This window comes from Saccharothrix tamanrassetensis (genome assembly GCF_014203665.1).
Lineage (GTDB): Bacteria > Actinomycetota > Actinomycetes > Mycobacteriales > Pseudonocardiaceae > Actinosynnema > Actinosynnema tamanrassetense.
The window spans coordinates 37484-61470 of record NZ_JACHJN010000015.1 but is presented as its reverse complement, the minus strand read 5'-3'; the positions used below and the strand labels follow the sequence as shown (position 1 = coordinate 61470).

The following is a 23987-nucleotide window of genomic DNA, read 5'->3' as shown; positions in this document are numbered from 1 at the left end:
GGGGCTCCCCGGAACCCGGGAAGCCCCCTCGTCGGACGGGTCGGGTCAGCAGAACACCTCGTTCAGCAGTTCCTCCAGCCCGGCGCCGGTGCCCCCGGCGGGCGAGGAGGTGAACGAGCCCTCCAGGCGGGTCTTCGTGTCCTTCGTGCTGCCCAGGTAGCTGGTGTAGCCCGGGATGCCGCCGCCGTGGCCGTACACGGTCACACCGCAGGGCAGTTCGGTCGACTGGAAGCCCAGCCCGTACCCCTCGGTGAACGGCAGGGTCCTGGTCAGTTCCGCCTGCTGCGCCGGCGCCAGCAGGCGGCCGTCCAGCAGGGCGTCGACGAACCGGTCCAGGTCGGCCGTCGTGGAGATCATCTCCCCGGCGGCGTGGGCGACCGACGGGTTCAGCCTGGTGACGTCCACGGCCTTGCCGTCCACGCTGTAGTAGCCGTGGGCGTGCGGGCCGGGGACGTCCACCCGGTCTCCGGGCACCGAGGTGTCGCGCAGCCCCAGCGGGCGCAGGATGCGCCGGTTCACCGCCACCTCGTACGGCCGCCCGGTGACCTTCTCGACCAGCAGGCCGGCCACCACGAAGTTGGTGTTGGAGTAGCTCCAGGACGTGCCGGGCGGGAAGTCCAGCGGCTCGGCCGTGGAGATCCCCACCAGCTCGCGCGGCTCCCAGTGCTTGAACCGGATGCCCTCGAACCCGGCCGGGTCCAGGGGCAGCGCCCGCGTGTAGTTGAACAGACCGCTGGTGTGCTGCAACAGCATCCGCACGGTGATCTCGTCGCCGTCCGGCAGCAGGCCCGGCAGGTACCGGTCCACCGGGTCGTCCAGCCCGACCCGGCCCTCGCCCACCAGCTGCAGCACGACGGTCGAGACGAACGTCTTGGTGATGCTGCCGATCCGGAACCGGCCGTCCAGCGGCACCGGTTCGGTCCTGCCCACCTCCGCGACACCGCTGCGCGCGGTGAACTGCCGCCGCCCGTCGGTGATCCGGACCTGCACCCCCGCCGCGCCGCCCTCACCGGTCAGCTTGTCCAGCGCCTGCTGCACGACCTCGCGGTCGATGCGGCCGGCGGAGCCGGTGGGCTCCGCGACCGCCGTTCCGCCCATCCCCAGCGCCGTCAGCCCCACGACCGCGGCTAACGCGATTCCCCTCTTGCGCATCAACGCTTCCTCCCTCTCGGACGTCGAGGAACCCGAGTCTGGTCAGTCCGCGGGTGGTCCGGCGACCATCTCAGGGGTGACGCGGACGTTGACTTACGGCGTTGCGCACCCCTAGTGGTCGGACCCGGTTGGAACCGCTCCCAGGGCCCGATCCACTAGTCCGTTCGAGTGACGCAGTGGTCTAGACCTTGACCGTCAAGTGGTCTGAACCACATGTTCTTCTCAACCCTGCACTCCTTCCCTGACGAGGAGCACGATGTCGAAGATCCGATGGCATCTCACAGCGCTGTTCGTGGCGGTCGCCACAATGGTCCTCGGTTTGGTCCTGGTGCCCGCCGCGAGCGGCGCGGGTGGTCTGTCGGCCACCTTCACCAAGGGCTCGGACTGGGGCGCCGGTTACGAGGGCAAGTACACGATCCGCAACGCCTCCGCGGCGGCCATCTCCAGCTGGACGGTGGAGTTCGACCTGCCCGCCGGGCACAAGGTCGCCTCCCTGTGGGACGGCAGCTACACCACCAGTGGCCAGCACGTCACGGTGAAGAACACCTGGAACGGCAGCCTCGCCGTCGGTGCCTCGCTGAGCTTCGGCTTCAACGTCGCCTACTCGGGTGCGTTCTCCGGTCCCGCGAACTGCAAGCTGAACGGCGCGTCCTGTGACGCCGGCGGGACCACGACCACCACCACGACGACGACCACGACCACGACGTCGACCAGCACGAGCACCAGCACCAGCACCACCACGACGACGCCCACGACCTCCACCACCACCACGACCCCGCCGAGCGGCTACAAGAACCTCGGCTACTTCGTGCAGTGGGGCGTCTACGGCCGCAACTACCACGTCAAGAACATCCACACCTCCGGCTCGGCCTCGAAGCTGACGCACATCAACTACGCGTTCGGCAACGTGACCGGCGGCAAGTGCACCGCGAACGACGACACCTACGCCGACTACGACAAGTTCTACGGCGCGGACACCAGCGTCGACGGCACGTCGGACTCGTGGGACGCGGGCGCCCTGCGCGGCAACTTCAACCAGCTGCGCAAGCTGAAGAAGATGTACCCGCACATCAAGGTGCTGTGGTCGTTCGGCGGCTGGACCTGGTCCGGCGGCTTCGGCCAGGCGTCGCAGAACCCGGCCGCGTTCGCCGAGTCCTGCTACAAGCTGGTCGAGGACCCGCGCTGGGCGGACGTGTTCGACGGCATCGACATCGACTGGGAGTACCCGAACGCCTGTGGTCTGACCTGCGACACCAGCGGCCCGGCTGCGCTGAAGAACGTGGCCCAGGCGCTGCGCTCGCGGTTCGGCTCCAGCAACCTGGTGACCGCCGCGATCAGCGCGGACGGCAGTGACGGCGGCAAGCTCGACGTTGCCGACTACGGCGGCGCGGCGCAGTACTTCGACTGGTACAACGTCATGACCTACGACTTCTTCGGCGCCTGGGCGGCGCAGGGCCCGACGGCCCCGCACTCCCCGCTCACCTCCTACGCGGGCATCCCGACGCAGGGCTTCACCACCGAGGCGGCGATCCAGAAGTTGAAGGGCAAGGGCGTCCCGGCGTCCAAGCTGCTGCTCGGCATCGGCTTCTACGGCCGGGGCTGGACCGGCGTCACGCAGTCCACCCCGGGCGGCACGGCGACCGACGGCGCGCCGGGCACGTACGAGAAGGGCATCGAGGACTACAAGATCCTCAAGACCAAGTGCCCGGCCACCGGCACCATCGCGGGCACCGCGTACGCCCACTGCGGCAACCAGTGGTGGAGCTACGACACCCCGGCGACCATCAACAGCAAGATGCAGTGGACCAAGCAGCAGAACCTCGGCGGCGCGTTCTTCTGGGAACTGACCGGCGACACCACCAACGGTGAGCTGATCACCGCCATGGGCAACGGCCTGAAGTAGCCACACCCGCAACACCCTGCAACACCGGCTACACCCTGGCAAGACCGCAACACGAGCCACACCCTGCAACACCGAAAGGGCCCCTGCGGGCGTCTCCCCCGCAGGGGCCCTTCCGCTACTCCGCCCAGGCGCTCCGCTCGGACACCGGGCTGCGGTCCCGCAACGGCTCCCACCACGCCCGGTTCGCGGCGTACCAGCGGATCGTCTCGCGCATCCCGTCCTCGAACCCGATCGACGGCCCCCACCCGAGCTCGCGCCGGATCTTCGTGGAGTCCAGCAGGTAGCGCCGGTCGTGCCCCGGCCGGTCCGGCACGGTGGTCTTCAACCCCTGCGACAAGCCGAGCTCGTCCAGCACCAGGTCCGCGATCCGCTCGACGCTCGCCTCGTCCCCGGTGCCCACGTGGTAGGTCTCCCCGACCCGTCCCCGCCGGATCACCGCGTCGATCGCCCGGCAGTGGTCGAGCGCGTGGACCCACTCGCGGCGGTTGTCCTTCGACGCGTAGACCGGCAACTCCCGCCCGTCCAGCGCCGACGTGGTGAACAGCGGCAACACCTTCTCCGGGAACTGGTGCGACCCGTAGTTGTTGGCGCAGTTGGTGATCGTCACCGGCAGCCCGAACGTCTCGGCGTACGCCCGGACCGCGTGGTCCGCACCGGCCTTGCTCGCGTTGTAGGGGGTGCGCGGCCGGTACGGCGACGACTCGGTGAACGCCTCCACCGCGTCCAACGCCAAGTCGCCGTAGACCTCGCACGTGGAGATGTGGTGGAACCGCTCGACGCCCACCCGCCGGCACGATTCCAACAGCGACTGCGTGCCGAGCACGTTGGTGCGGAAGAAGCGGCCCGGGTCCAGCACGGCGAGGCTGTTGTGCGACTCGGCGGCGAAGTTCACCACCACGTCCACCGAGTGCTCCCGCAGCACCCGTTCCACCACCGGTCCGTCGGCGATGTCCGCGTGCACGAACGTGATCCGGTCGCGGACGTCGACGAGGTTCGTCTCCGTCCCCGCGTAGGTCAGGGCGTCCAACGCCACCACACGATCGCCCGGATGAGCGTCCACCCAGTAGCGGACGAAGTGCGACCCGATGAACCCGGCGGCACCGGTAACCAGAATCGAAGCCATACCGCACGTTACCGACGCGCGCTCGTGGCAGGTTCAGTCATCGGCTCCGCAGCACCGCCGGATCAGGTCGGCGGTCAACGGACCGTGCCGCACGACGGCCCGGAACTCGTCTTCCCCGGCCAGTTCGCGCAGGTGCTCGGGAAAGCACTCGGACACCCACAGCGGGTCCACGACGCCCCGCAGCGCCTCCGGGTGCGTTTCCAGGTGGTCGGCCATCGCGGGCCAGCGGACGCGCAGGATCGACCACAGCGCCAACGCCTCGCACGGAACCGTGTTGTTCTCCAGCACCCGCACGGACCGCAGCACGCTGTAGGTGTTGAGGAACTTCTTCACGTTGCGCGGATTCGGGTCCAGCAACGGCACGAACCGCCGCAGGGCGTGCTCGGTCCGGGCACGTGTCCGGGTCGCGGCCAGCGCCACCGCCGCGTCGCCCACGAGGTCCTCGCGGGCCGCGTCGCTCGCCTCGTCCAGCACCTGGAGGATGCCCGCCTCGTCGCCGGCCGCGATCCGCTCCCGCGCCGCGCTCACCTCGGCCTCCAGGTCGCGTCCCGTCGGCGACCCGACCTTGAGCAGGCGGTCGAGGAACGTGGCCCGCACCCGCACGGTGGGCGCGGGCACCGGGACGGTGAGCTGGAACAGCTTGTCGAGGAACAGGTGGCCGAGCGGGTAGCCGGGGGACGCCACCGCGTCGCCGAACGTCCGGTAGGCGATCTCGTAGCTGGTGCGCAGCCACACCCCGTCCGCCGCGACCACGAAGTACGCGGCCGTGCCGGAATCCCGGACGAGCGTCTGCACGGAGTCGAGCAGCTCCACGACGTAGGTGTCCTGGCAGCGGTCCAGGTCGTCGATGAAGAACAGCACGGGCTCGCGCGACTTCCCGAGCATCCACCCGAAGTGCGCCGCGACCTCGTCCATCGGGTTGGCGGTGGACTGCTCGAACAGCCGCGCGCCCCGCGCCGAGTCCCACAGCAGGAACCGGCTGACCACCCGCGACACCGCCCACAGCGCCCCGAACGCGACGAGTGCGGCCGTGACGCCCTTCGCCACGGCGACCGGGTCTCCCGTGCCGCGCGGCCACCACAGCACCGCAGCCGTGACCGCCAGTGCCGTCAGCACCAGCGCGAGCAGGTACGGCGCACCGGTCCGCCGGGCGCGGAAGAACGTCTCCTCCACCCGCAGCCACCAAGCGGTCCACGGCTTGCGCTGGCGCGTGATCTCCTTGCGGGTGGCACCGAGCAGCGTCCACCACGGCGGCGCGATCCGGGCCTGCCGCCACGCGTCGAACCGCACCACGGTGAACTCGTCGGCGAGCCGCTCGCCCAGAAAGTGAGCAGGCTGGATTTCCCGGTGCCCCACGGCCCGTCGAGGTGGATCAGGAAAGACGTCCCCGGCTCGTCCCGCCGCACCTCGCGCAGCCGCGCCGCCATCACGTCGGCCAACGCCGCCCGGTTGAGGTGGTCCCGACGCGCCGGCGCGTCGGTCGCCCAGACGACGTCCGCATCGGGCGCCACCGGCTCGTCCTCGGTGACCCGCGGCTCGGGCGATTCGTCCTCGGTCGGCGCCGCCTCGGGCTGTCCACCGGGTACCGGGTCGGTGATCAGTGTCGGGTCGCCGGTGAGGATGCGCTCGTGCAGGTGCCGCAGCGCGTGGCCCGGGTCGAGGCCCACCTCCGAGACGAGCAGCTCACGGGTGCGTTGGAAGCACTTCACGGCGTCGGCCCGCCGGCCGACCCGGTACAGCACCTCCATCAGCAGCCCGACCAGCCGCTCCCGGCGGGGGTGCCGGAGGGCCAGGTCCTCCAATTGGGGCAGGACCTGGACGTGTCGCCCGGCCCCGACCTCCACTTCCAGGAACAGCTCCCGCGCCGCCAACTGCTCCTCGGCCAACAACGACCTGATCTCGTCCAGACCGCGGACGTCGGCCAACGGCGCACCCCGCGACAGCTCCGACGCCTGCCGCAACAGTTCGGACCGCTCGTCACCCGCCTTGTCCCGGGCTTCGGCGACCAGTGATCGGAACCGGTACAGGTCCACCCGTTCCGGCTCCGCCTCCAGCACGTAGCCGGACGAAGCCCGGTGCGACAGGCTGACGCTCGGGTCCGGACCCAACAGTTGCCGCAGGCGCGCCACGTGCACCTGCAACGCCTTCCGCGCAGCGAGGGGTACCTCGGCGCCCCAGAGCTGGTAGATCAGCCGGTCCGAGGACACCGGATGGCCGAGGTTCAACAGCAGCGACGCCAGCACGCTCCGCTGCTCCGCATCGGAGATCGCCACGGTCCGGCCGTCGCGCCAGACCGTGACCGGACCCAGCAACCCGAACTCGACTACCGCCCTCCGCTCCACTTCCGGGGATCAGACCGGCCATCGGCTCGCGAGGCAAGCCCCGTCCCCCGGTAGGGGCAACGTGGAGCGGCCCCGCAGGCGGCAAGCGCCTGCGGGGCCGGTCTTCGTCGACGTGCGGAGCCTGGGTTACAGCGTGAGGCTCCAGGAGTCGATGTACCCGGTGTCGGCCGAGTACACGTCCTGCGCCTGCAACTTCCAGGCGCCGCTGCGCAGCTCGCTCGCCACGTTCACCGTGTAGGTGGTGTCGATGTTGTCGGCCGAGTCGTTGTCCGACGGCTTCAACCGGTACGAGGTGCCGTCCGGGGCGACCAGGTCCAGCACCAGGTCACCGCGGTAGGTGTGCTTGATGTGCACCTCCACCTGCGCGGTGGCGGACGCGTTGCCCGTGCACCCGGAGACGGTGATGGTGCTGCTCACGGCCGCGCCGGCGTCCGGGATGTTCACGTCGCCGTCGTTGGTGGCCTTCGCGCACTGGCCGGGGTTGCCCGCGCCGCCGTACGGGTTGGAGGCCTTCTTGGCCGAGTACAGCAGCATGGACTTGACCTTCGGCCAGAACGTGGACGCCTGGCACGAGTACGCCGGCAGGAAGCCGCTGCACGTGCCCGAGCCCGGCCCGATCTCCCACACGTACGAGGCGACGCCCAGGTCGTCGTACACCCAGTCGTCGGTCGCGCCGGCCGCGTTGTAGAGCACCTCACCGGGCTGCCCGTACTGCCAGCCGCCCGCGAGCTGCGCCATGTCCCGCGCCATGCCGCGCAGCGCGGCGTCGTTGCCGGTCTTGTACTGGGTCGTCCAGCCCCACGGGAACAGCACCAGGTTCGAGTAGCTGTGCATGGAGACCACGAGGCCGGTCGTGTCGGCCGGGGCGGCGTCGGTGTTGCCGGTGCCGCGGCGGTCCTTGTAGAGGTTGCGCCACAACGCCTGGAGCGCGCGGCTTTCGACCTCGGAGTTGGCCGACGGGCCCTTGAAGGTCTGGTCGCACGGGTTGGACGACGTGCCCTCGCCGCCCCAGTGCGAGTTGGTGTTGCGGTTCAGGTCGACGCCGATGTGCGACGCCGACGTGCCCGAGCAGCTCGCCCCGTGCGTGGTGTTGGCGTTCTTGCGCTGGTAGCGCGGCGAGTTGCCGCCCTGCTGCACGATGTTCACGCCGTCCGGGTTGGCGATCGGCACCACCCACACCTCGGTGGTGTCGAGCAGCGCGGTCACCTCGGCGTCGGTGCCGTAGCCCTGGGTGAGGTGGTCGATCCACCGGTACGCGACGTCACCGGTGGTGATCTCGCGGGCGTGCAGCTGGCCCATCACGAAGAAGCGCGGCTTGGGCGCGGACGTGCTGAGCGCGCAGTCGCCGGCGTTCTTCTTGGTGATGCAGATGGCCCGCAGGTCGTAGCCGCCCGCGCCCTGGCTCTTCTTCCACGAGTCGCCGTAGTCCACGACCGTGGTCAGGTTCGAGTACTGGGACGCCACCGCGTCCAGGTGCGCCCACTGCGCGTTGATCGTGCGGTAACCGCCGTAATAGGTCTCTTCCAGGGCCGCCGCGTCGAGCGACTGCGACTTGCGCGCCGGCGGCTCCCACTGCGGCGCGGGCAGCACCTCGTCGATGACGGAGGTGAAGCCGTCGGTCTTCAGCTTCTGACCGGTGGCCTGGTCGCCGAGGACGAACAGGTACTCCCCTTCGCGCTGTTCGAGGACGTCGAAACCGCGCTTGAGGAGGTCCTGGGCGGCTTTGCCGAGCGGTGCGTGCACCTTGTAGACGTAGGTCGGACCGGCTTGGGCCACGGCCACCTCGGGTGCGGGGCCCGCGGTGCCGGGAACGCCGCCGTTGATCACGGCGGCGACTGTGACACCGGCTATCGCCAGCGTCACCAGTGAACGTCTTGTCGACTTCACGGTTGTTCTCCTCCTAGGCAGGGTTGAGCAGGAGGATGAGGCAAAACCGGGTCGGTGCACACCCTCCGACCGGCCATACCTGACTCTTATGGGTGATGGTTGTGCCGGGTGCACCAGGCGGGAACGGACATCCGGCGCAACGCTTGACCCTGCCCCTGGGGCACGCCCCAGGGTCGACGTCGTGGAGGAGGTGCGGATGGCGGTCCCGGAGCGCAGCGGCGGCCACGACGGTGAACGCAACGGTGGGCGCAGCGGTGACCGGAACGGTGACCAGAGCCGTGACCAGAGCCGTGAGCGGAGCGGTGAGCGCCTGCTCGGCACCGGCGAGTTCGCCCGCCGGAGCAGGCTTTCGCTCAAGGCGCTGCGCTTGTACGAGCGCCAGGGCGTGCTGAAGCCGGCGACGGTGGACCCCGCGAACGGCTACCGCCGGTACCGCGAGGACCAGTTGTCGGAAGCGCGGCTGGTGCACTCGCTGCGCAGGCTCGACATGCCGTTGACCGTCGTCAGTCGGATCACCGACGCGCCGGCGGCAGACCGGGCGGCGCTGCTCGCGTCCTACTGGGACGCGGTCGAGCAGCGGGTGGCCGTGCAGCGGGACCTGTTCGCCCACCTCCACGCGGCGTTGACCGGAGGGAAGGGGTTGGTGAAGGTGTTCGAGGTGAAGCAGCGGGACGTGCCGGAGCAGGTGGTGCTCACCGAGCAGCGGCACGTGTCGCAGCCGGGGCTGACCGACTGGATCGCGGAGGGGATGGGTCGCGTCGCCAAGGCGACCGAGAGCTACGGCGGCATCGCCGGTGAGGCCCTGGTGATCTACTACGGCGAGGTGAGCGAGGACAGCGACGGCCCGGTGGAGGTGGCTCTGCCGATCGCGGCGGACGCCCCGCCCGCCGGGGCGGCCGGGCGGGTCGAGCCGGCGCACCGGGAGGCGTACGTCAGGTTGCGGAAGCGCGAGGTGGAGTTCCCGCAGATCTTGTCGGCGTACGACGCGGTGGCCGCGTGGGTGAAGGAGAACGGACTGACCGAGGCGGGCGCACCGCGCGAGGTGTACTTCGCGGACTGGGGCAAGGCCGGCCCGGACGACGAGGTCTGCGACATCGCCTTCCCGGTCAAGTAGCCGGTCGGTGACCCGCCGGCGACCCCGGCGGGTCACCCCCGCAAGGACTCCAGGAAGGTCTTGAACGCCCGAGCCGGAACGCTCAGCTGCCCACCGGCCCTGTTCTTGGTGTCCCGCACCGCGTAGAACCCCGGCACCACGGCCACCTCGACACAAGTCCCGTTGTCCTGCGTGTAACCCGAAGTCTTGAAGATGGCAGCGGAGAAGTCCGGAGTCATGGCGGGGACCACCTTCCACGATCAGGCGTACTGCCGGGCTACGCCCTTGATGAACCTCCTCGATTGTTCCAGACCCAGGGCGTCGGCGGTGAGACGGCTCCACAGCCTCCCGTAGTCGGCCACCTCGGGCAGTCCGTCCAGGTAGTCCGCGTCGTGCAGGTTCTCCACGTAGACCATCTCCAGCGGCGGCGCGGAGGTCGGTGCCGGGATCCGCAACATGGTGAACCCGAAGGTGTTCCCGCCGCCCATGGAGTCGAACGGCAGGATCTGGAGCCTGACGTTGGACCGCTTGGCGACCGCGTCCAGGTGGACCATCTGCGCGTGCATCACCGCGTTGCCACCGAAGATCCGACGCAGGCAGCTCTCGCTCAGCACGAACCCCACTTCGGCCGGCCGCTGGCGGAAGATCACCTCCTGCCGCTCCAACCGGGTCGCCACGACGTCATCGATGCTCGCCGGATCGACCCGCGCGCTGCGTTCGAGCATGGCGCGCATGTACGCCTCGGTCTGCAACAGGCCGGGCACCATCTCGACCCCGTAGTGCTGGATCAGGTTCGAGTCGACCTCGAAGTCGTAATAGGGCCGCTGCTCCATCGGCACCGTCGCCCGGTGGCCCAACCAGCGCCCGCGCTGACTGCGCGTCCGGGCCAGCTCGACGATGTCCGCCTTCTGCTCCTCGGTGTGCACGTCGTAGCGGTCCAGCAGCATCTTCGCGTCACCGGGGGTCAGCCCTTCTCTGCCTCTCTCCATCTTCGTGACCCGGGTGGTGTCCCGGCCGAGGAGCTTGGCGACCTCCTTGGGGTCCACTCCTGCCTTGAGCCGCGCCTCCCTCATGTAGATCGACAGGAACTTCAGGCGCACCGTGGGGTCAAGGGCATGAGGGTCATCCGATCGTGTCATTTGCTGTACAGCAGTTGCAAAGTAACGCCGTGTAGGTCCGGGCTAGCAACTGATCATTCGAAACCGACTCGGTCGGACTCCGGACCACTCGAAGGGGGACAACCATGTCCGCACCCGCCCCCAACACGACCCACGACCTGTGCCACCCGCCGCGTGAATGGCTGCTGCGCTGCTCCGACGACGCGCACCGGCCGGCCGTCTGCTCGATCGCCGTCACCGACGGCCACCTCGAGATCTGGCTCGCCGAAGAATCCATGATCAGCCTCGACGGCGGCGAGATCGTCCAGTTCCAAGCCGCCTTCGCCGACGCGGCGACCCTCGCCACCGCGGACCGCGCCCGGCCCCTGACTCAGGCCTGACTCAGGCCTGACGCAACCGGTGGTCCAGCGCCGTGTGGCGCCGCCCGGCGCTCACGGTGCGGACCGCCTGCCCGATCGCCTTCCGCGACCCCACCAGCACCACCAACTTCTTCGCCCGCGTCACCGCCGTGTACAGCAGGTTCCGCTGCAACATCATCCACGCGCTCGTGGTGATTGGAATGACCACGCACGGGTACTCACTGCCCTGTGAGCGATGAATCGTCATGGCGTAAGCGTGGGTCAGCTCGTCGAGTTCGCCGAACTCGTAGTCCACTTCCTCATCCTCGTCCGTCCGGACGGTCAGCTTCTGGTCCACCTCGTCGATCCCGGTGACGACCCCGAGCGTGCCGTTGAAGACGCCGTTCGCCCCTTTGTCGTAGTTGTTCCGGATCTGCGTCACCTTGTCACCGATCCGGAACACGCGTCCACCGAACCTGCGCTCGGGCAGGTCCTTCGCGGACGGCGTCAAAGCCTCCTGCAGCACCACGTTCAGCGCGCCCGCCCCGGCCGGACCGCGGTGCATCGGGGCGAGCACCTGCACGTCCGTGCGCGGGTTCAGGCCGAACTTGCGCGGGATCCGCCGGGCGACGACGTCCACCGTCAGGGTCGCTGCCTCGTCCGCCTCTTCCGCCGGGAACAGGAAGAAGTCCGGCAGCCCCTGCACCAGCGGGTAGTCGCCGGAGTTGATCCGGTGTGCGTTCGTCACCACGCCTGATTGCTGCGCCTGCCGGAAGATGTGCGTCAACCGGACGTTCGGCACGGGGCTGCCTTCCGCCAGCACGTCCCGCAGCACCTCGCCCGCGCCCACCGACGGCAGCTGGTCGACGTCGCCCACCAGCAACAGGTGCGCGCCGGGCGCGACCGCCTTCACCAACTTGTTGGCCAGCAACAGGTCCAGCATCGACGCCTCGTCCACCACGACGAGGTCGGCGTCCAGCGGCCGGTCCTTGTCGTACGCCGCGTCTCCGCCGGGCTTGAGTTCCAGCAGCCGGTGCACGGTCCGCGCCTCGTGCCCGGTCAGCTCGGTGAGCCGCTTGGCGGCCCGCCCGGTCGGCGCGGCGAGCACCACCTTGGCCCGCTTGGCCACCGCCAGCTTCACGATCGACCGCACCGTGAAGCTCTTGCCGCACCCCGGTCCGCCGGTCAGCACGGCGACCTTCCTGGTCAGCGCGAGCTTGACCGCCTCCCGCTGCTTCTCCTCCAACGACGCGCCGAGCCAGCCGAACGCGCGTTCCCAGTCGACGTTCCCGAACGCCGGCATCCGCTCCACACCGGTGTGCAGGAGCTTCGACAGTTGGCCGGCCAACGATATCTCCGCCCGGTGGAACGGGATGAGGTAGATCGCCGCCTCGCCGTCCGGCAGCACCTCCCGCACCACGCCCTCCTCCGCCACCAGCTCGGCCAGGCACTCGATGACCAGCCCGGCGTCGACCTGGAGGATCTTGATGGCCTCGCCGATCAGCTGGTTCTCCGGCAGGAAGCAGTCGCCGTTGCCGGTCGCCTCGGACAGCGTGAACTGCAACCCGGCCTTGATCCGCTGCGGGCTGTCGTGCGGGATGCCCACCGCCTTGGCGATGGTGTCCGCCGTGCGGAAGCCGATCCCCCAAACGTCCGTGGCCAGACGGTATGGCTCCAGACGAACGACGTCGATCGACTTCTCGCCGTACTGCTTGTAGATCCGCACGGCCAGCGACGTGGACACGCCGACGCCCTGGAGGAAGACCATCACTTCCTTGATGGCCTTCTGCTCCTCCCACGCGGCGGCGATCAGCTTCGTCCGCTTCGGTCCGAGCTTGGGCACCTCGATGAGGCGTTCCGGCCGGTGCTCGATGACGTCCAGCGCGTCCACCCCGAAGTGCGTGACGATCCGGTCCGCCAGCACCGGCCCGATGCCCTTGATCAACCCGGACCCGAGGTAGCGCCGGATGCCCTGGATCGTCGCGGGCAGGACGGTCGTGTAGTCGTCCACGTGGAACTGCTTGCCGTACTGCGGGTGCGACCCCCACCGCCCGCGCATCCGGATCGACTCGCCGGGCTGCGCGCCGAGCAGCGCGCCGACCACCGTCACCAGGTCCCCGCCCCGGCCGGTGTCGACCCGGGCGACCGTGTAGCCGGTCTCCTCGTTGGCGAACGTGATCCGCTCCAACACCGCTTCCAGGACCGCGTCCGCCACGGGGACACCGTAACGGGGGCCACCGGAGCCTCCACAGGACGTTCACAACTCGCGCCAGGCCTCTCCACCGCCCCCACCTAGAGTCGGATCCATGACACGCCGGGTTCTGGTGGTCGAGGACGACCTGACCATCGCCTCGTCCGTGGCCGCACGCTTGCGCGCCGAGGGCTTCGAGGTCGATTTGGCGCACGACGGCCCGTCTGCGGTGGTGAAGGCCGCGGACGCCGACCTCGTGGTGCTGGACGTGATGCTGCCGGGGTTCGACGGTCTGGAGGTGTGCCGGCGGATCCAGTCGGACCGGCCGGTGCCCGTCCTCATGCTGACCGCGCGGGGTGACGAGACGGACCTGCTGGTGGGCCTCGCGGTCGGCGCGGACGACTACCTGACCAAGCCGTTCTCCATCCGCGAGCTGGCCGCCCGGGTGCACGCGCTGATGCGCCGGGTCGAACGCGCGGCGGTGCCGTCGGCCCGGATCACCGTCGCCGACCTGGAGATCGACCTGGCGGAGCGACGGGTCCTGCGCGGCGGCGAGGAGGCCCACCTCACGCCGACGGAGTTCGACCTGCTGGTGCACCTCGCCGAACGACCGCGCGCCGTGCAGTCGCGGGAACGGCTGCTCAACGAGGTGTGGGACTGGCACGAGGGGACGGGGACGCGGACAGTGGACAGCCACATCAAGGCGTTGCGCCGGAAACTGGGCACGGACCTGATCCGGACCGTGCACGGCATCGGCTACGCGCTGGAGGCGCCGCGATGACCGTGCGGTCGGCGTTCGACACGGCGATGGAGTTCCTGCCGCGCCCGTTGGATTCGGTGCGCTCCATCAAGTTGAAGCTCGGCATCCTCCTGGTGGCGTCGGGCGCGGTCGGCTTCGCGTACTTCTGGTCGCAGATCGGGTGGCTGCCGGTCGGCACCACGATCGGGGCGCTGCTGTGCGGGCTGGTGACGTCGCAGGTGCTGGCGCACGGGATGACCAAGCCGTTGCGCGAGATGACGGCGGCGGCGCGGGCGATGCGTCGCGGTGACTACAGCCGGCGGGTGCGTGCGACGGCCCGTGACGAGGTGGGCGAGCTGGCCGGGGCCTTCAACCAGATGGCGGCCGACCTGGCGGCGGCGGATCGTCAGCGGCGGGAGCTGATCGCCAACGTGTCACACGAGTTGCGCACGCCCATCACGGCGTTGCAGAACGTGCTGGAGAACGTGGTGGACGGGGTGGCGGACGCCGACGCGCAGACCATGCGCACCGCGCTGGCGCAGACCGAACGGCTGGGCCGGCTGGTCACCGAACTGCTGGACCTGTCCCGGATCGACGCCGGCGCGCACCGCCTGACGCTGGCCGAGTTCCCCGTCGCGCCGCTGCTGGACGAGGTCGTGGCCGAAGCTTCGGTAGCCGCTCGAGGGGCGCGGTTCACCGTCGACGTGCAGCCACCGAACGCCACCACCGTCGCCGACCGCGAACGCCTGCACCAGGTCGTGGTCAACCTGATCGACAACGCGGCGCGGCACGGTCCGGCCGGCGGCGAGGTCCGGGTGACCGCGCGGGCCGGTGCGGAGTTGGTGCTGGAGGTGGCCGACGACGGGCCGGGCATCGCGCCGGAGGACCGCGAACGCGTTTTCGAGCGGTTCACCAGGGGCGAGCGGGCGGGCGGCGGCGGCACCGGCCTGGGCCTGAACATCGCCCGTTGGATCATCGATCTGCACGGAGGCACCATCGCGGTGGTCGACGGGCCGGGCTGCCGGATTCGCGCCACGCTGCCCGCCAGGACCGAGGTGCTTCACGGGTCTGGGTCCGGCACGCCCGACCCGCACTCCCTCTCCCGCCCCATCGGGGCCGCCTAGCCACTCGACTGCACGGTCGCACGGCCGAGCCGGATCTGTGCGGTCGGGACCTATGCGGCCGGTTCTGAGCAGCCCCCAATTCAATCCAACCACACACCACCGACAGTCCCGGGAAAAGCACCCCCCGGTTCCATTGTCCCACGCACCACCGACAATCCCGCACGAAGAACCCCTGGGGCTCATTGTCCCACGTAGCACCGACATTCCCGAAAATCCGCCCCCAGGGGCTCATTCTTCCGCAAACCACCGACATCCCCCGCACAACGCACTCGTCTTCGCGATCGCGAACACCATCGTGAACGGGTCGCCATCGCGAACGAACCCGCGAACGCGAGCACGATCGGACCCGCGAACGCGAGCACGAACGGATCCCGAACGGGGCCCCGCGAACGGACCCGCGAACACCATCGCGAACGGACCGCGAGCGCGAGCCACGAACACGAACGCGAGCGCGGGCCGGGGGAAATCGGTGCGATGACACCTGTCCTGGAGGCCTGCCCGATGTCACCCAACCGCGTGCTGCTCACCGCCGTCGGTGCCGGATCCGCGGCCGCCGTGCTGTTGCCGCCCGACCGGCCCGGTGCGGGGTGGGCGTTGACCGCAGTGGTGGTGTTCGCGCTGGTCAGAAAAGTCAGACCCGGCTGGGCGGCGATGTCGGTCGCACTCTTCGCGACCGGCACCTTGATCACCTCGGGCTGGTTGTTCGTGCTCTGCGTGTTCGCCGGGTGCGCTGCCGCGTCGCTCGCCGTCGCGGGTGGCACGACGGCCCACGGGGTGCTGCTCGGCTCGATCGCCGTCTCGACGGGCACCCTGCGCGGCGTGCCGTGGCTGTTCAGAGCCCTTCGCGCGAACGGCGCGCCCCCGATGACACGGCCGGTGTTGGTCACGGTGGTGTTGTTGGTGATCTTCGTGCCATTGCTGGCCGGTGCGGACGCGACGTTCGCCGAGATGCTCGAATCCGCCGTTCCCGACGAAGCGGTTGGGGGACCTATCGTCTTGTTCCTGACGGTCGGCCTCGCAACGGTCGGCGCGTGTTTCCTCATCGCCTCGCCGCCGTCACTCGACTCGTCGTCGACCCTCCCCCGCAGGTTCGCCCGCCGCGATTGGGGACTGCCGGTGGGTGCGCTGGTGGTGTTGTTCGCGGCTTTCGTCGGGTTCCAGGTGACGGCCCTCTTCGGCGGTGACGACTACGTCCTGCGCACCGCCGGCCTCACCTACGCCGAGTACGCCCGTCGCGGCTTCTGGCAACTGCTCGCCGTCACGGTGCTGACGCTGGGCGTGGTCGCGGTGACGGCGCGGTTCGCGCGGGTCGAGACGGACGTCGACCGGAAGTGGCTGCGCGGGCTGCTCGGCGCGTTGAGCGTCCTCACGCTGGTCATCGTCGCCTCCGCGCTCGCCCGGATGTGGTTCTACCAGCAGGCATACGGCTTCACGGTGCTCCGCGTCCTCGTCGCCACCTGCGAACTCTGGCTCGGCGTGGTCTACCTGCTGGTGCTCGCCGCCGGCGTCAGGCTGCGCGCCCGGTGGCTCGCGCAGGCCGTGCTGGGCACCGGGTTCGCCGCTCTGGTCGGCCTCGCGCTGCTCAACCCGGAGCGGTTCATCGCCGAGCGGAACATCGCGCGGTGGCAGGAGAGCGGGCGGATCGACCTGGCGTATCTCGCCCGGCTCTCCGACGACGCCGTGCCCGCCATCGCGACCCTCCCGGACGGGATGCGTCGGTGCGCGTTGCGGAACCGCGAGATCAAGGACGACGATTGGCGCTCGTGGAACCTGGCGCGGGATCAGGCGCGGGAAGCTCTCCGGTCCGGGGACCGGGGGCAGTGTGTGCGGTGACGTGGTCGGCCACCAACCGCGCCAGTGGCCGGGCGTGGGTGATCGGGGCCCAGTGACTCGCGTCGAGCACCCGGCGACGCAGGTTCGGCGCCCAGTGCTCCAGGTCCTCCAGCACGGCGGCGGTGACGAACTTGTCCTTCAGCAGCTGGACCAACTGGACCGGGACGTCGGTGCGGCGTTCGCGCGGTGAGCGGATGCGGGGGATGAAGTTGGCCCGGTACAGGGACATCCCGTGCACGCCGTCGTCCACAATGGTCGGTCCGACGTGGGCCTTCGCACCTCCCACCCCGCGCATCAGCTGTTCCCAGCGCGGACCGATGAACCGACGCCAGACGAACGGCGCGACGAACGGCAGGTGGAACGCCACGATGTACCACGAGTGCAGCAACTGCTTCACCTGGCCGATGGTCGGACGCCGCCGCATCAGGTAGCCGACGTGGTCCAGGCACGGACCGGAGATCGAGGTGTACGAGGCGATCCGCGCGCCCGGCGTGGTCACCGCCTCCCACGACTGGATGGAGCCCCAGTCGTGCGCCACGACGTGCACCGGCTCGCCGGGGCTCACCGCGTCGGCCACCGCGAAGAGGTCCCTGGCCAGCACGGGCAACCGGTACGCGGCGAGCCCGCGCGGCCTGTCCGACGCACCCGCGCCCCGCACGTCGTAGGTCACCACGTGGAACTCCTCCGCGAGGATCTCCGCGATCCCGTCCCACACCCGGTGCGTGTCCGGGTAGCCGTGCACCAGGACGACGGTGGGCGCGGACCGGTCTCCCCGCTCGTACACGGACAGCCGCACACCTTCGGATTCCACGAACACGATTCCTCCGCTACAGGTCGAGTACCAGCCGCCCACCGGCCGGGCGGGAGACGCAGATCCGGTCGCCACCCACCTCACCCGTGCGGCAGAACCGGGACGACGATCGGCACGGTGCGCACCCGCGCACGAGGTTGTCGGGTGCCACCACGACCTCCGCCGATTACTACGCCAGCGTAGCTTTGTGAAAGCTACGCCACCGTAGCAATATGGCCGGGTGAGCACAACGCGTCGCAAGTACGCACCGCGCCTGCCACCCGCACAGCGCCGCGACCAACTGCTCGACGGCGCACTGGCACTGCTCGCCGAGGGCGGCTTCGACGCGCTGACCATGGAGGCGGTGGCCCGGCGGTCCGGCGTGACGAAGCCCGTCGTCTACGAGCTGTTCGCCAACCGCGCCGAGGTCATCTCCGGCCTGCTCGCCCGCGAGGCGGAACGGGCGACCGCGCAGGTCCTGGAGGCGATCCCGTCGGGCCTGGACGATCGGTCGCCGAAGGATCTGTACACAGACGGTGTCCGGGCGTTCGTGCACGCGGTCGTGGAAAGCCCGGACCGCTGGCGGCTGGTGCTGCTCCCGCCCGAGGGCACCCCGGTCGAGTTCCGCCGGCAGGTGGAACTGGTGCGCGCGCAGGTCACCGAGCAGGTCAACGCCCTGGCGGACCTGGGGCTCAAGGCCATGGGCGGACCGGAGCTCGACGCCGAGCTGCTCGGCCACACCATGCTCGCGCTGGCCGAGATGTCCGGCCGGCTGGCCATCACCGACCCGGAGCGCTTCCCACCGGACCGCCTGGTGGCGTTCGTCGGCAAGATCGCGCACTTCCTGCCCAACGGCTAGCGGCGCGGCTACGCGACGACGCCGGTCGGCGCCGCGATTCGTGACGAAGGTCGCCACACGAATGGGCTACTGCCCGCAGGGGTACGCGTGGAGGACGTGTCCCGAGTCGGAGGAGGTGCCTGTCCGTGCTCGTCACAGCTCTCACGTTCACCGGGTCTGTGCTGGTCGCACTGGTGGTCGTGACGCTGGTGCACCGGGTGGTCCGTCGGATCGGCAGGCGGTCGGCGTTGTTCGCCGGCCTCGCCCGTCACGCGCACAAGCCGGCGCTGGTCGTCGCGGTGCTGGTGGCGGTGCAGTTCTCGCTGAGCGTCGCGGCCCAGGGCGAGTGGCGGCCGGCCGCGTTGCACGCGGTCGGGATAGCGCTGATCCTCGCCGGCGCGTGGCTGCTCGCCGCGTTGCTGGTGGTGGCGGAGGACGCCACGCTCGCGCGCATCCGGGTCGACGTGTCCGACAACCGGCACGCACGGCGGGTGCACACGCAGATCACGCTGGTGCGGCGGGTGACCGTCGTGGTCGTCAGCGTGCTGGCGGCTGCGGCGGTGTTGATGACGTTCCCCGGCGCACGGGCCGCCGGCACCAGTCTGCTCGCGTCCGCCGGTGTGATCGGTGCGATCGCGGCGCTGGCGGCCCAATCATTGCTGGGCAACGTGTTCGCGGGCGTCCAGATCGCGTTCAGCGACGCCTTGCGGTTGGACGACGTGGTGGTCGTGGAGGAGCAGTGGGGTCGGGTCGAGGACATCACGCTGACCTACGTGGTCGTGCACCTGTGGGACGACCGGCGGTTGATCCTGCCCACCGCGTACTTCCTGAAGACCCCGTTCGAGAACTGGACGCGCACGCAGTCCGCGCTGCTGGGGACCGTCGAGCTGGACCTGGACTGGACGGTGCCGGTGGAGGACCTGCGGCAGGAGCTGCGGCACGCGCTGGAGTCCAACGACCTGTGGGACGGGCGGGTGTGCGTGGTGCAGGTGACCGGCGCTGTCGGGGCCTTCGTGCGGGTGCGTGCGCTGGTGAGCGCCACCGACGCCGGGCGGCTGTGGGACCTGCGGTGCGTGGCGCGCGAGCACCTCGTCGGGTGGCTGCGGTCGCGTCATCCGGGTGCGCTGCCGCAGGTGCGGGTGCAGGACATGCCCAAGGCGCGGGTTCGACCGAGCGGTTCGAACGGTTCGGGCGGTGCCGAGATCACGGCGTCCGGGTCGGACAACCGGGTATTCGGGGAGAGCGCGGACGGCGAGGAGCGGGTGCAGGCGTTCAGCGGGCCGGACCAGCGCGTCAGCGCCTCCGACCGGGGTTCGGGCGGGGGCGAGCAGCGGGTCGACGGGTTCGCGCGTGGCCCGGACGGCGCCGACCGGGGTTGACGCAACCGTCCGACCGGTTGGTTCCGTCCTGGTGGCAGAGTGGTTCGGAAAGGACGCGGATGAAGCGGTTCGTGGTGGCGTGCCTGTGCGTGCTGGCGACCGGCTGCGCGGCACGGGTGGACAGCAGCGGTGCGCCCGGCACGCCGGAGCCGCCGGTGCTGTCGACGACCCTGTCCCTCCCACCGACGATCTCGGAGGTGCCGATGCCCGCCAAGCTCAGCCCGCACGGCAAGGAAGTGCTGTCCAGGGCACGGCAGAACGGCGCGACCAGCGTGGTGCTGGTGCTCTCCACCGAAGCCGCGGCCACGGACCGCGCCGCGTCGGCGCTGCGGGACCTCGGCGCGACCGTGGAGGCCACCGACAGCTCCATCGGTTACATCCGGGCTTCCGTCCCGCTGGACGACGTCCCGCGCGTGGCCGCGGTCGAAGGCGTGCGGCAGGTGGACGTGGACGAGCCGATCGACCGGATCGAGCCCACCCCGTAGAACACCCGCAGGACGCAACACCCCGCGACTCAGGGATGACCGCGGACTTCGGCAAGGAAAGGAACAGGGCCACCCCCGGCGAACCGGGGATGGCCCTGTCACGCAATCCAAGCACCGTCAGGCTACTAAGCGCCGTCAGGCAATCCGAGAACCGTCGAACGATCCGAGAACCGTCAGACGACCGACGATCTGTCAGACGACGTTCTGCACGACCACAGCGCTGCGACCCACGACAGCACCCTCCGAGGTCTGCACGGTGAGCTCACCGCGCAGCACCCGACCGGCACCGGCCTGACCGGTGGCGGTCACGACGCCCGGAACGGTCCACGTGGCACCGGCGACGCGGTCCGCGTCGGTGTCGGTCACGGCAACCGTGCCCAGACCGGCCACCGCGTACACGTCGATGTAGTCGTACTCCGTGGAGCCGGAAGGCACCGCGTAGCCGTCGACCTGCACGCGCCACGCACCCGCAGCCGGGTTGTTCACCGTGAACGACTCCTCGGAGTCGCCGTCTGCGGTCTGGCCGAACAGCACGCAGGTGCCCGAGGTGCAGTTGTAGACGAGCAGGTCCAGGTCGGCGGAGATGTCGCTCGGCCGGCCGATGGTCGCCCGCAGCGACGTGGTGCCCGCCGGGACGGTCACGTCGTAGGTCTGCGACACGCCCTCGGTGATCGCCGGGCGGGCGACCTTCGCGCTGGACAGCGCACCGCCGACGAGTCGGCCGTTGAACGCCGCCAGGCTGTTCTTCACCGTGTACGTGCGGTTCTGGCCGACACCGGCCTGCGCGGACGCGATGGTGTCGGGGTCCGGGCTGACCGACGTGCCGAGCACGGAGGCCGTCACGGTGTACGGAGCGGCGTCCACGTCCGAGGTGCGACGCGCCTCGACCACGATCTCCCACACGCCCGGAACGGGGTTGCTGACCGTGCGGCTCGTCGGGGAGCCGCCGGCGCAGCCCGCGCCCGCGTCGGGGTTGTAGCAGTTGGTGGACGACGTGGTGTCCGCCGGCACGCCGTACGGGTCGTAGCGCAGGAACCGCACCTGGCCCTTGCCGGCGTCGCCGCCGCCCGCCAGGTCGACCTTCAGCGCGCTGGTGCCGGCCGGCACCCGCACGAAGTAGTTGTGCGACTGGTTGCGCGGGATGGCGCCGGTCTTGGTCACCGCGTGCTTGTTCGCCGCGGTGAACTCCTCGGCCGCGAACACCGTGTTCAGGGTGAACACGTCGATGCCGCGGGTGGCCGGGTTGTCCAGCTTCAGCACCGCCGAGTGCGCGCCCGCCTTGGTCGGCTTGACCTTGACGTCGAACTTCACCGGCGTGTTCAGCGGCAGGCTGACCAGGGACTTGGACGAGAACGTGCCGTCGTTGCCCTGCCAGTCGACCATGAACTGCTGGTTGCGGGCCGGACCCGTGGTGCGGGTCAGGGTGTAGGTCCGCGTGTACTCCTTGCCGATGGTCACGCCCTCGCGGTCGTGGATGCCCACGCCGGTGTTCGGGGTGGCCAGCAGCGGCGACAGCGCGGTGTTCACGGTGACCGACGTGCCGACGGCCTGCGTGTTCGGGTGGGCGTTGAGCTGCTCCCACGACCGCTTGACGTCGAACAGGCCCGCGCCCTGCTCGTAGGCCTGGAGCGAGGAGACCCACTTGGCGCCGGACTGGATGGCGTTGCGCAGCTCCTGCACGGTCGGGCGCTCGCCGTTGTGCTCCGCCTTGAACGCGCTCACCAGCAGCGCGGCGGCACCGGTCGCCTGCGGGGCGGCCATCGACGTGCCGTTGAACATGGCGTAGCCGGCGGGCAGGTCGTACGTGCCGGCGACCGGGCCGGGCACCTGCCACTGCGGCACGGTGGAGATCGCCGAGCCGGGCGCGACGATGTTCGGCTTGAAGCCGCCGTCCTCACGCGGGCCGCGGGAGGAGAAACCGTGCAGACCCTCGCGCTGCGCGGTGACCGAGCCGTAGTTGGACAGCCAGGTTTCCTTGGTGATGTACGAGCCGACGCTGACCGCGTCCGTCGCCACCGACGGGTCGCCGACGGTGTTCGCGCCCGCGCCGCTGTTGCCCGCCGAGATGAAGATCTGCATGTTGTACTCGGCGATGGTGCGGTTGTAGAGCTCCGCACGGGCGTTGTTGCCGTCGTTGAGCGCCGGCAGGCCGCCGATGGAGATGTTGACGACGTCCGCGCCGTTGCGGGCCGCGTACAGCACACCGTCGATCAGACCGGACGAGGTGCAGGACGGGGTCGACAGGCAGACCTTGACCGCCATCAGCTTCGCGCCGGGGGCCGCGCCGGTCATCTTGCCGTTGAACAGCTTGTTGGCGGCGGTGATGCCTGCGACGTGCGTGCCGTGCGCGGCGGCCGAGATGCCGATGTTGACGTACGCGGTGCCCGCGTTGTCGTAGATCGAGCGGTCGGTCTGCACCACGAACGCCACGGTGTCCAGCACCGGGGTGGCCGGGTTGTCGGCGCCGAAGTGGCCGACGTCCTTCTTGTACTTGTAGTCGATCATCGCGGTCTGGTCGGTGAAGTCGCCGTCACCGTCCACGTCCACGCGGACTTCCTTGGTGGTGATGTCCTGGAGGACACCGAACGCGTCGACCTTGTCGCCGTCGCGGTTGATGTCGCCGCCGGTCTCGCTGTTGGCCAGGCCCAGGTCGCCCGCGGTCTCGCGGAACAGGCCGAAGCTGAACGGGCCGCCGGTCGCCGGGGCCTTGTAGGTCGCGCCGCCGTTGGTGAACGTGCCGTTGTACCGGCCGGCGACCTGCACCCACGTGCCGTCACCGGAGTTGGTGGCGTTCGCGTTGTACCAGTCGACGATCTTGCGCTCACCGGTGGACGTGGTGGCCAGCGCCGGGTGGTCCAGGTCGATGCCGCTGTCCAGGATGGCGATCGTGGTGCCGCGACCGTCCCACTTGCGGTGCTCGTCGGTGAACTGCGCCGCTTTGGTGTCCTGGATCGGCATGTACGGGTTCTTCTTGGGCGTGTTCGCCCCCGGTGCCGGCTGCGGCAGCGGGGACGTCGCGCCTTCCGGGCGCGGGTTGTCCAGGGCCACCAGGCCGTCGACGTCCACCGCGTTCACCGAAGCCAGCTTGGCGGCCTTCTCGGCGTTGCCGCGCGGCACGGAGACCTTGAGGTACTCGACGTCCCGCTCGGTGGACTGGACGACACCGCCGAGGGCTTCGAGGTCGTCGGTCGCGGAGTCCAGCTTGCCCTCTTCGGCGGCGACCAGCAGCGTCACGTTGTCCTGGCCGGCCTTCTCGGCCTCGGCCAGGCGTGCCCGGTCCTGCTTGTCGAGGCCCTTGTCGGCGGACGCGGGCGTGTTCGGCGCCTCTTGTGCGACGGCCGGAGCGGCGGCGAAGCCGAACCCAGTCGTGCCCAGTACGGCGGCCAGCAAGGCCGCACTGGTGCGGTGTCTCCACCGGCTTCCTGAGTTGATCACGGCGCAAACCCTTCGTGGGGAAAGATTGGCGCAAGCACATCTCCCCGGGTTCTCCCGGACAATCATGCGAACAGCCCAATAGGAGGGTCCACATTGGACTGAACGGGGTATTGCGCACACGCGCGACAAGTGCCGCCCCGGTCCGGTACCGGCGCGACCTTTCCAGTCAAGAGCCGACCGGCCGGAATGTCAAACACTGTCAACGGTGAACCCCTGG

At 70.0% G+C, this 23987-nt stretch carries 19 protein-coding genes; 9 read left to right on the top strand and 10 right to left on the bottom strand.

What is annotated here, in order from left to right:
• Window positions 1-45: 45 nt before the first annotated feature.
• On the bottom strand, window positions 46-1152 hold the full coding sequence (locus FHS29_RS34045; RefSeq protein WP_184698429.1) for a serine hydrolase domain-containing protein: 1107 nt from the start codon (window positions 1150-1152) through the stop codon (window positions 46-48).
• Between the two features lie 256 nt (window positions 1153-1408).
• Here FHS29_RS34045 and FHS29_RS34040 point away from each other — a divergent pair, with 256 nt between their 5' ends.
• Window positions 1409-3055, top strand: coding sequence for a glycosyl hydrolase family 18 protein (locus tag FHS29_RS34040; protein ID WP_184698426.1), 1647 nt, complete (start codon window positions 1409-1411; stop codon window positions 3053-3055).
• A 115-nt stretch (window positions 3056-3170) separates the two neighbouring features.
• Here FHS29_RS34040 and rfbB read toward each other — a convergent pair whose 3' ends face one another.
• The 4 genes from rfbB to FHS29_RS34025 form a co-directional block, all read right to left on the bottom strand.
• Window positions 3171-4178 (bottom strand): dTDP-glucose 4,6-dehydratase, encoded by a 1008-nt coding sequence (gene rfbB, locus FHS29_RS34035; RefSeq protein ID WP_184698424.1) that lies wholly within the window; start codon window positions 4176-4178, stop codon window positions 3171-3173.
• A 33-nt stretch (window positions 4179-4211) separates the two neighbouring features.
• Entirely contained in the window at window positions 4212-5225 is a 1014-nt protein-coding gene (locus tag FHS29_RS37365; protein ID WP_512700872.1) for a P-loop NTPase fold protein, read from the bottom strand.
• A 62-nt stretch (window positions 5226-5287) separates the two neighbouring features.
• Window positions 5288-6520 (bottom strand): AfsR/SARP family transcriptional regulator, encoded by a 1233-nt coding sequence (locus tag FHS29_RS34030; RefSeq protein ID WP_184698421.1) that lies wholly within the window; start codon window positions 6518-6520, stop codon window positions 5288-5290.
• Window positions 6521-6646: 126 nt separating this feature from the next.
• Window positions 6647-8407, bottom strand: coding sequence for a M14 family zinc carboxypeptidase (locus FHS29_RS34025; RefSeq protein WP_312865223.1), 1761 nt, complete (start codon window positions 8405-8407; stop codon window positions 6647-6649).
• Between the two features lie 196 nt (window positions 8408-8603).
• Between FHS29_RS34025 and FHS29_RS34020 the strand changes: the two genes are divergently transcribed.
• A complete protein-coding gene (locus tag FHS29_RS34020; RefSeq protein ID WP_184698419.1) occupies window positions 8604-9521 on the top strand; it encodes a MerR family transcriptional regulator in 918 nt (305 codons plus the stop codon).
• Between the two features lie 32 nt (window positions 9522-9553).
• Here the strand turns inward: FHS29_RS34020 and FHS29_RS34015 are convergent, their stop codons facing one another.
• Together FHS29_RS34015 and FHS29_RS34010 are read right to left on the bottom strand one after the other, a co-directional pair.
• Window positions 9554-9739 (bottom strand): DUF397 domain-containing protein, encoded by a 186-nt coding sequence (locus tag FHS29_RS34015; protein ID WP_184698418.1) that lies wholly within the window; start codon window positions 9737-9739, stop codon window positions 9554-9556.
• Window positions 9740-9760: 21 nt separating this feature from the next.
• Window positions 9761-10600, bottom strand: coding sequence for a helix-turn-helix domain-containing protein (locus tag FHS29_RS34010; protein WP_312865222.1), 840 nt, complete (start codon window positions 10598-10600; stop codon window positions 9761-9763).
• A 143-nt stretch (window positions 10601-10743) separates the two neighbouring features.
• On the opposite strand from FHS29_RS34010, the gene FHS29_RS34005 reads away from it, so the two are divergent.
• On the top strand, window positions 10744-10998 hold the full coding sequence (locus tag FHS29_RS34005; RefSeq protein ID WP_184698414.1) for a hypothetical protein: 255 nt from the start codon (window positions 10744-10746) through the stop codon (window positions 10996-10998).
• A gap of 1 nt (window position 10999) precedes the next feature.
• Here the strand turns inward: FHS29_RS34005 and recD2 are convergent, their stop codons facing one another.
• Entirely contained in the window at window positions 11000-13171 is a 2172-nt protein-coding gene (recD2, locus tag FHS29_RS34000; RefSeq protein WP_184698412.1) for an SF1B family DNA helicase RecD2, read from the bottom strand.
• Window positions 13172-13262: 91 nt separating this feature from the next.
• On the opposite strand from recD2, the gene FHS29_RS33995 reads away from it, so the two are divergent.
• From FHS29_RS33995 to FHS29_RS33985, 3 genes are all read left to right on the top strand, one after another.
• A complete protein-coding gene (locus tag FHS29_RS33995) occupies window positions 13263-13928 on the top strand; it encodes a response regulator transcription factor (protein WP_184698410.1) in 666 nt (221 codons plus the stop codon).
• A complete protein-coding gene (locus FHS29_RS33990) occupies window positions 13925-15010 on the top strand; it encodes a HAMP domain-containing sensor histidine kinase (protein ID WP_184698408.1) in 1086 nt (361 codons plus the stop codon). Before FHS29_RS33995 ends, FHS29_RS33990 begins: the two co-directional genes overlap by 4 nt.
• A 501-nt stretch (window positions 15011-15511) precedes the next feature.
• Window positions 15512-16843 carry a DUF4153 domain-containing protein gene (locus FHS29_RS33985; protein WP_246441147.1) on the top strand — a complete coding sequence of 444 codons (1332 nt, stop codon included), beginning with the start codon at window positions 15512-15514 and terminating at the stop codon, window positions 16841-16843.
• Here FHS29_RS33985 and FHS29_RS33980 read toward each other — a convergent pair.
• On the bottom strand, window positions 16752-17654 hold the full coding sequence (locus tag FHS29_RS33980) for an alpha/beta fold hydrolase (protein WP_221457169.1): 903 nt from the start codon (window positions 17652-17654) through the stop codon (window positions 16752-16754). The two genes, FHS29_RS33985 and FHS29_RS33980, sit on opposite strands and share 92 nt — an antisense overlap.
• A 220-nt stretch (window positions 17655-17874) precedes the next feature.
• Between FHS29_RS33980 and FHS29_RS33975 the strand changes: the two genes are divergently transcribed.
• From FHS29_RS33975 to FHS29_RS33965, 3 genes are all read left to right on the top strand, one after another.
• A complete protein-coding gene (locus FHS29_RS33975) occupies window positions 17875-18492 on the top strand; it encodes a TetR/AcrR family transcriptional regulator (protein WP_184698404.1) in 618 nt (205 codons plus the stop codon).
• A 125-nt stretch (window positions 18493-18617) separates the two neighbouring features.
• Window positions 18618-19850, top strand: coding sequence for a mechanosensitive ion channel family protein (locus FHS29_RS33970; RefSeq protein ID WP_184698402.1), 1233 nt, complete (start codon window positions 18618-18620; stop codon window positions 19848-19850).
• Window positions 19851-19909: 59 nt separating this feature from the next.
• Window positions 19910-20335, top strand: coding sequence for a hypothetical protein (locus FHS29_RS33965; protein ID WP_184698400.1), 426 nt, complete (start codon window positions 19910-19912; stop codon window positions 20333-20335).
• 192 nt (window positions 20336-20527) lie between these two features.
• Here the strand turns inward: FHS29_RS33965 and FHS29_RS33960 are convergent, their stop codons facing one another.
• The gene (locus FHS29_RS33960) at window positions 20528-23770 is read right to left on the bottom strand and encodes a S8 family serine peptidase (RefSeq protein ID WP_184698398.1); all 3243 of its coding nucleotides are present in this window, start codon (window positions 23768-23770) and stop codon (window positions 20528-20530) included.
• Between the last annotated feature and the right edge of the window lie 217 nt (window positions 23771-23987).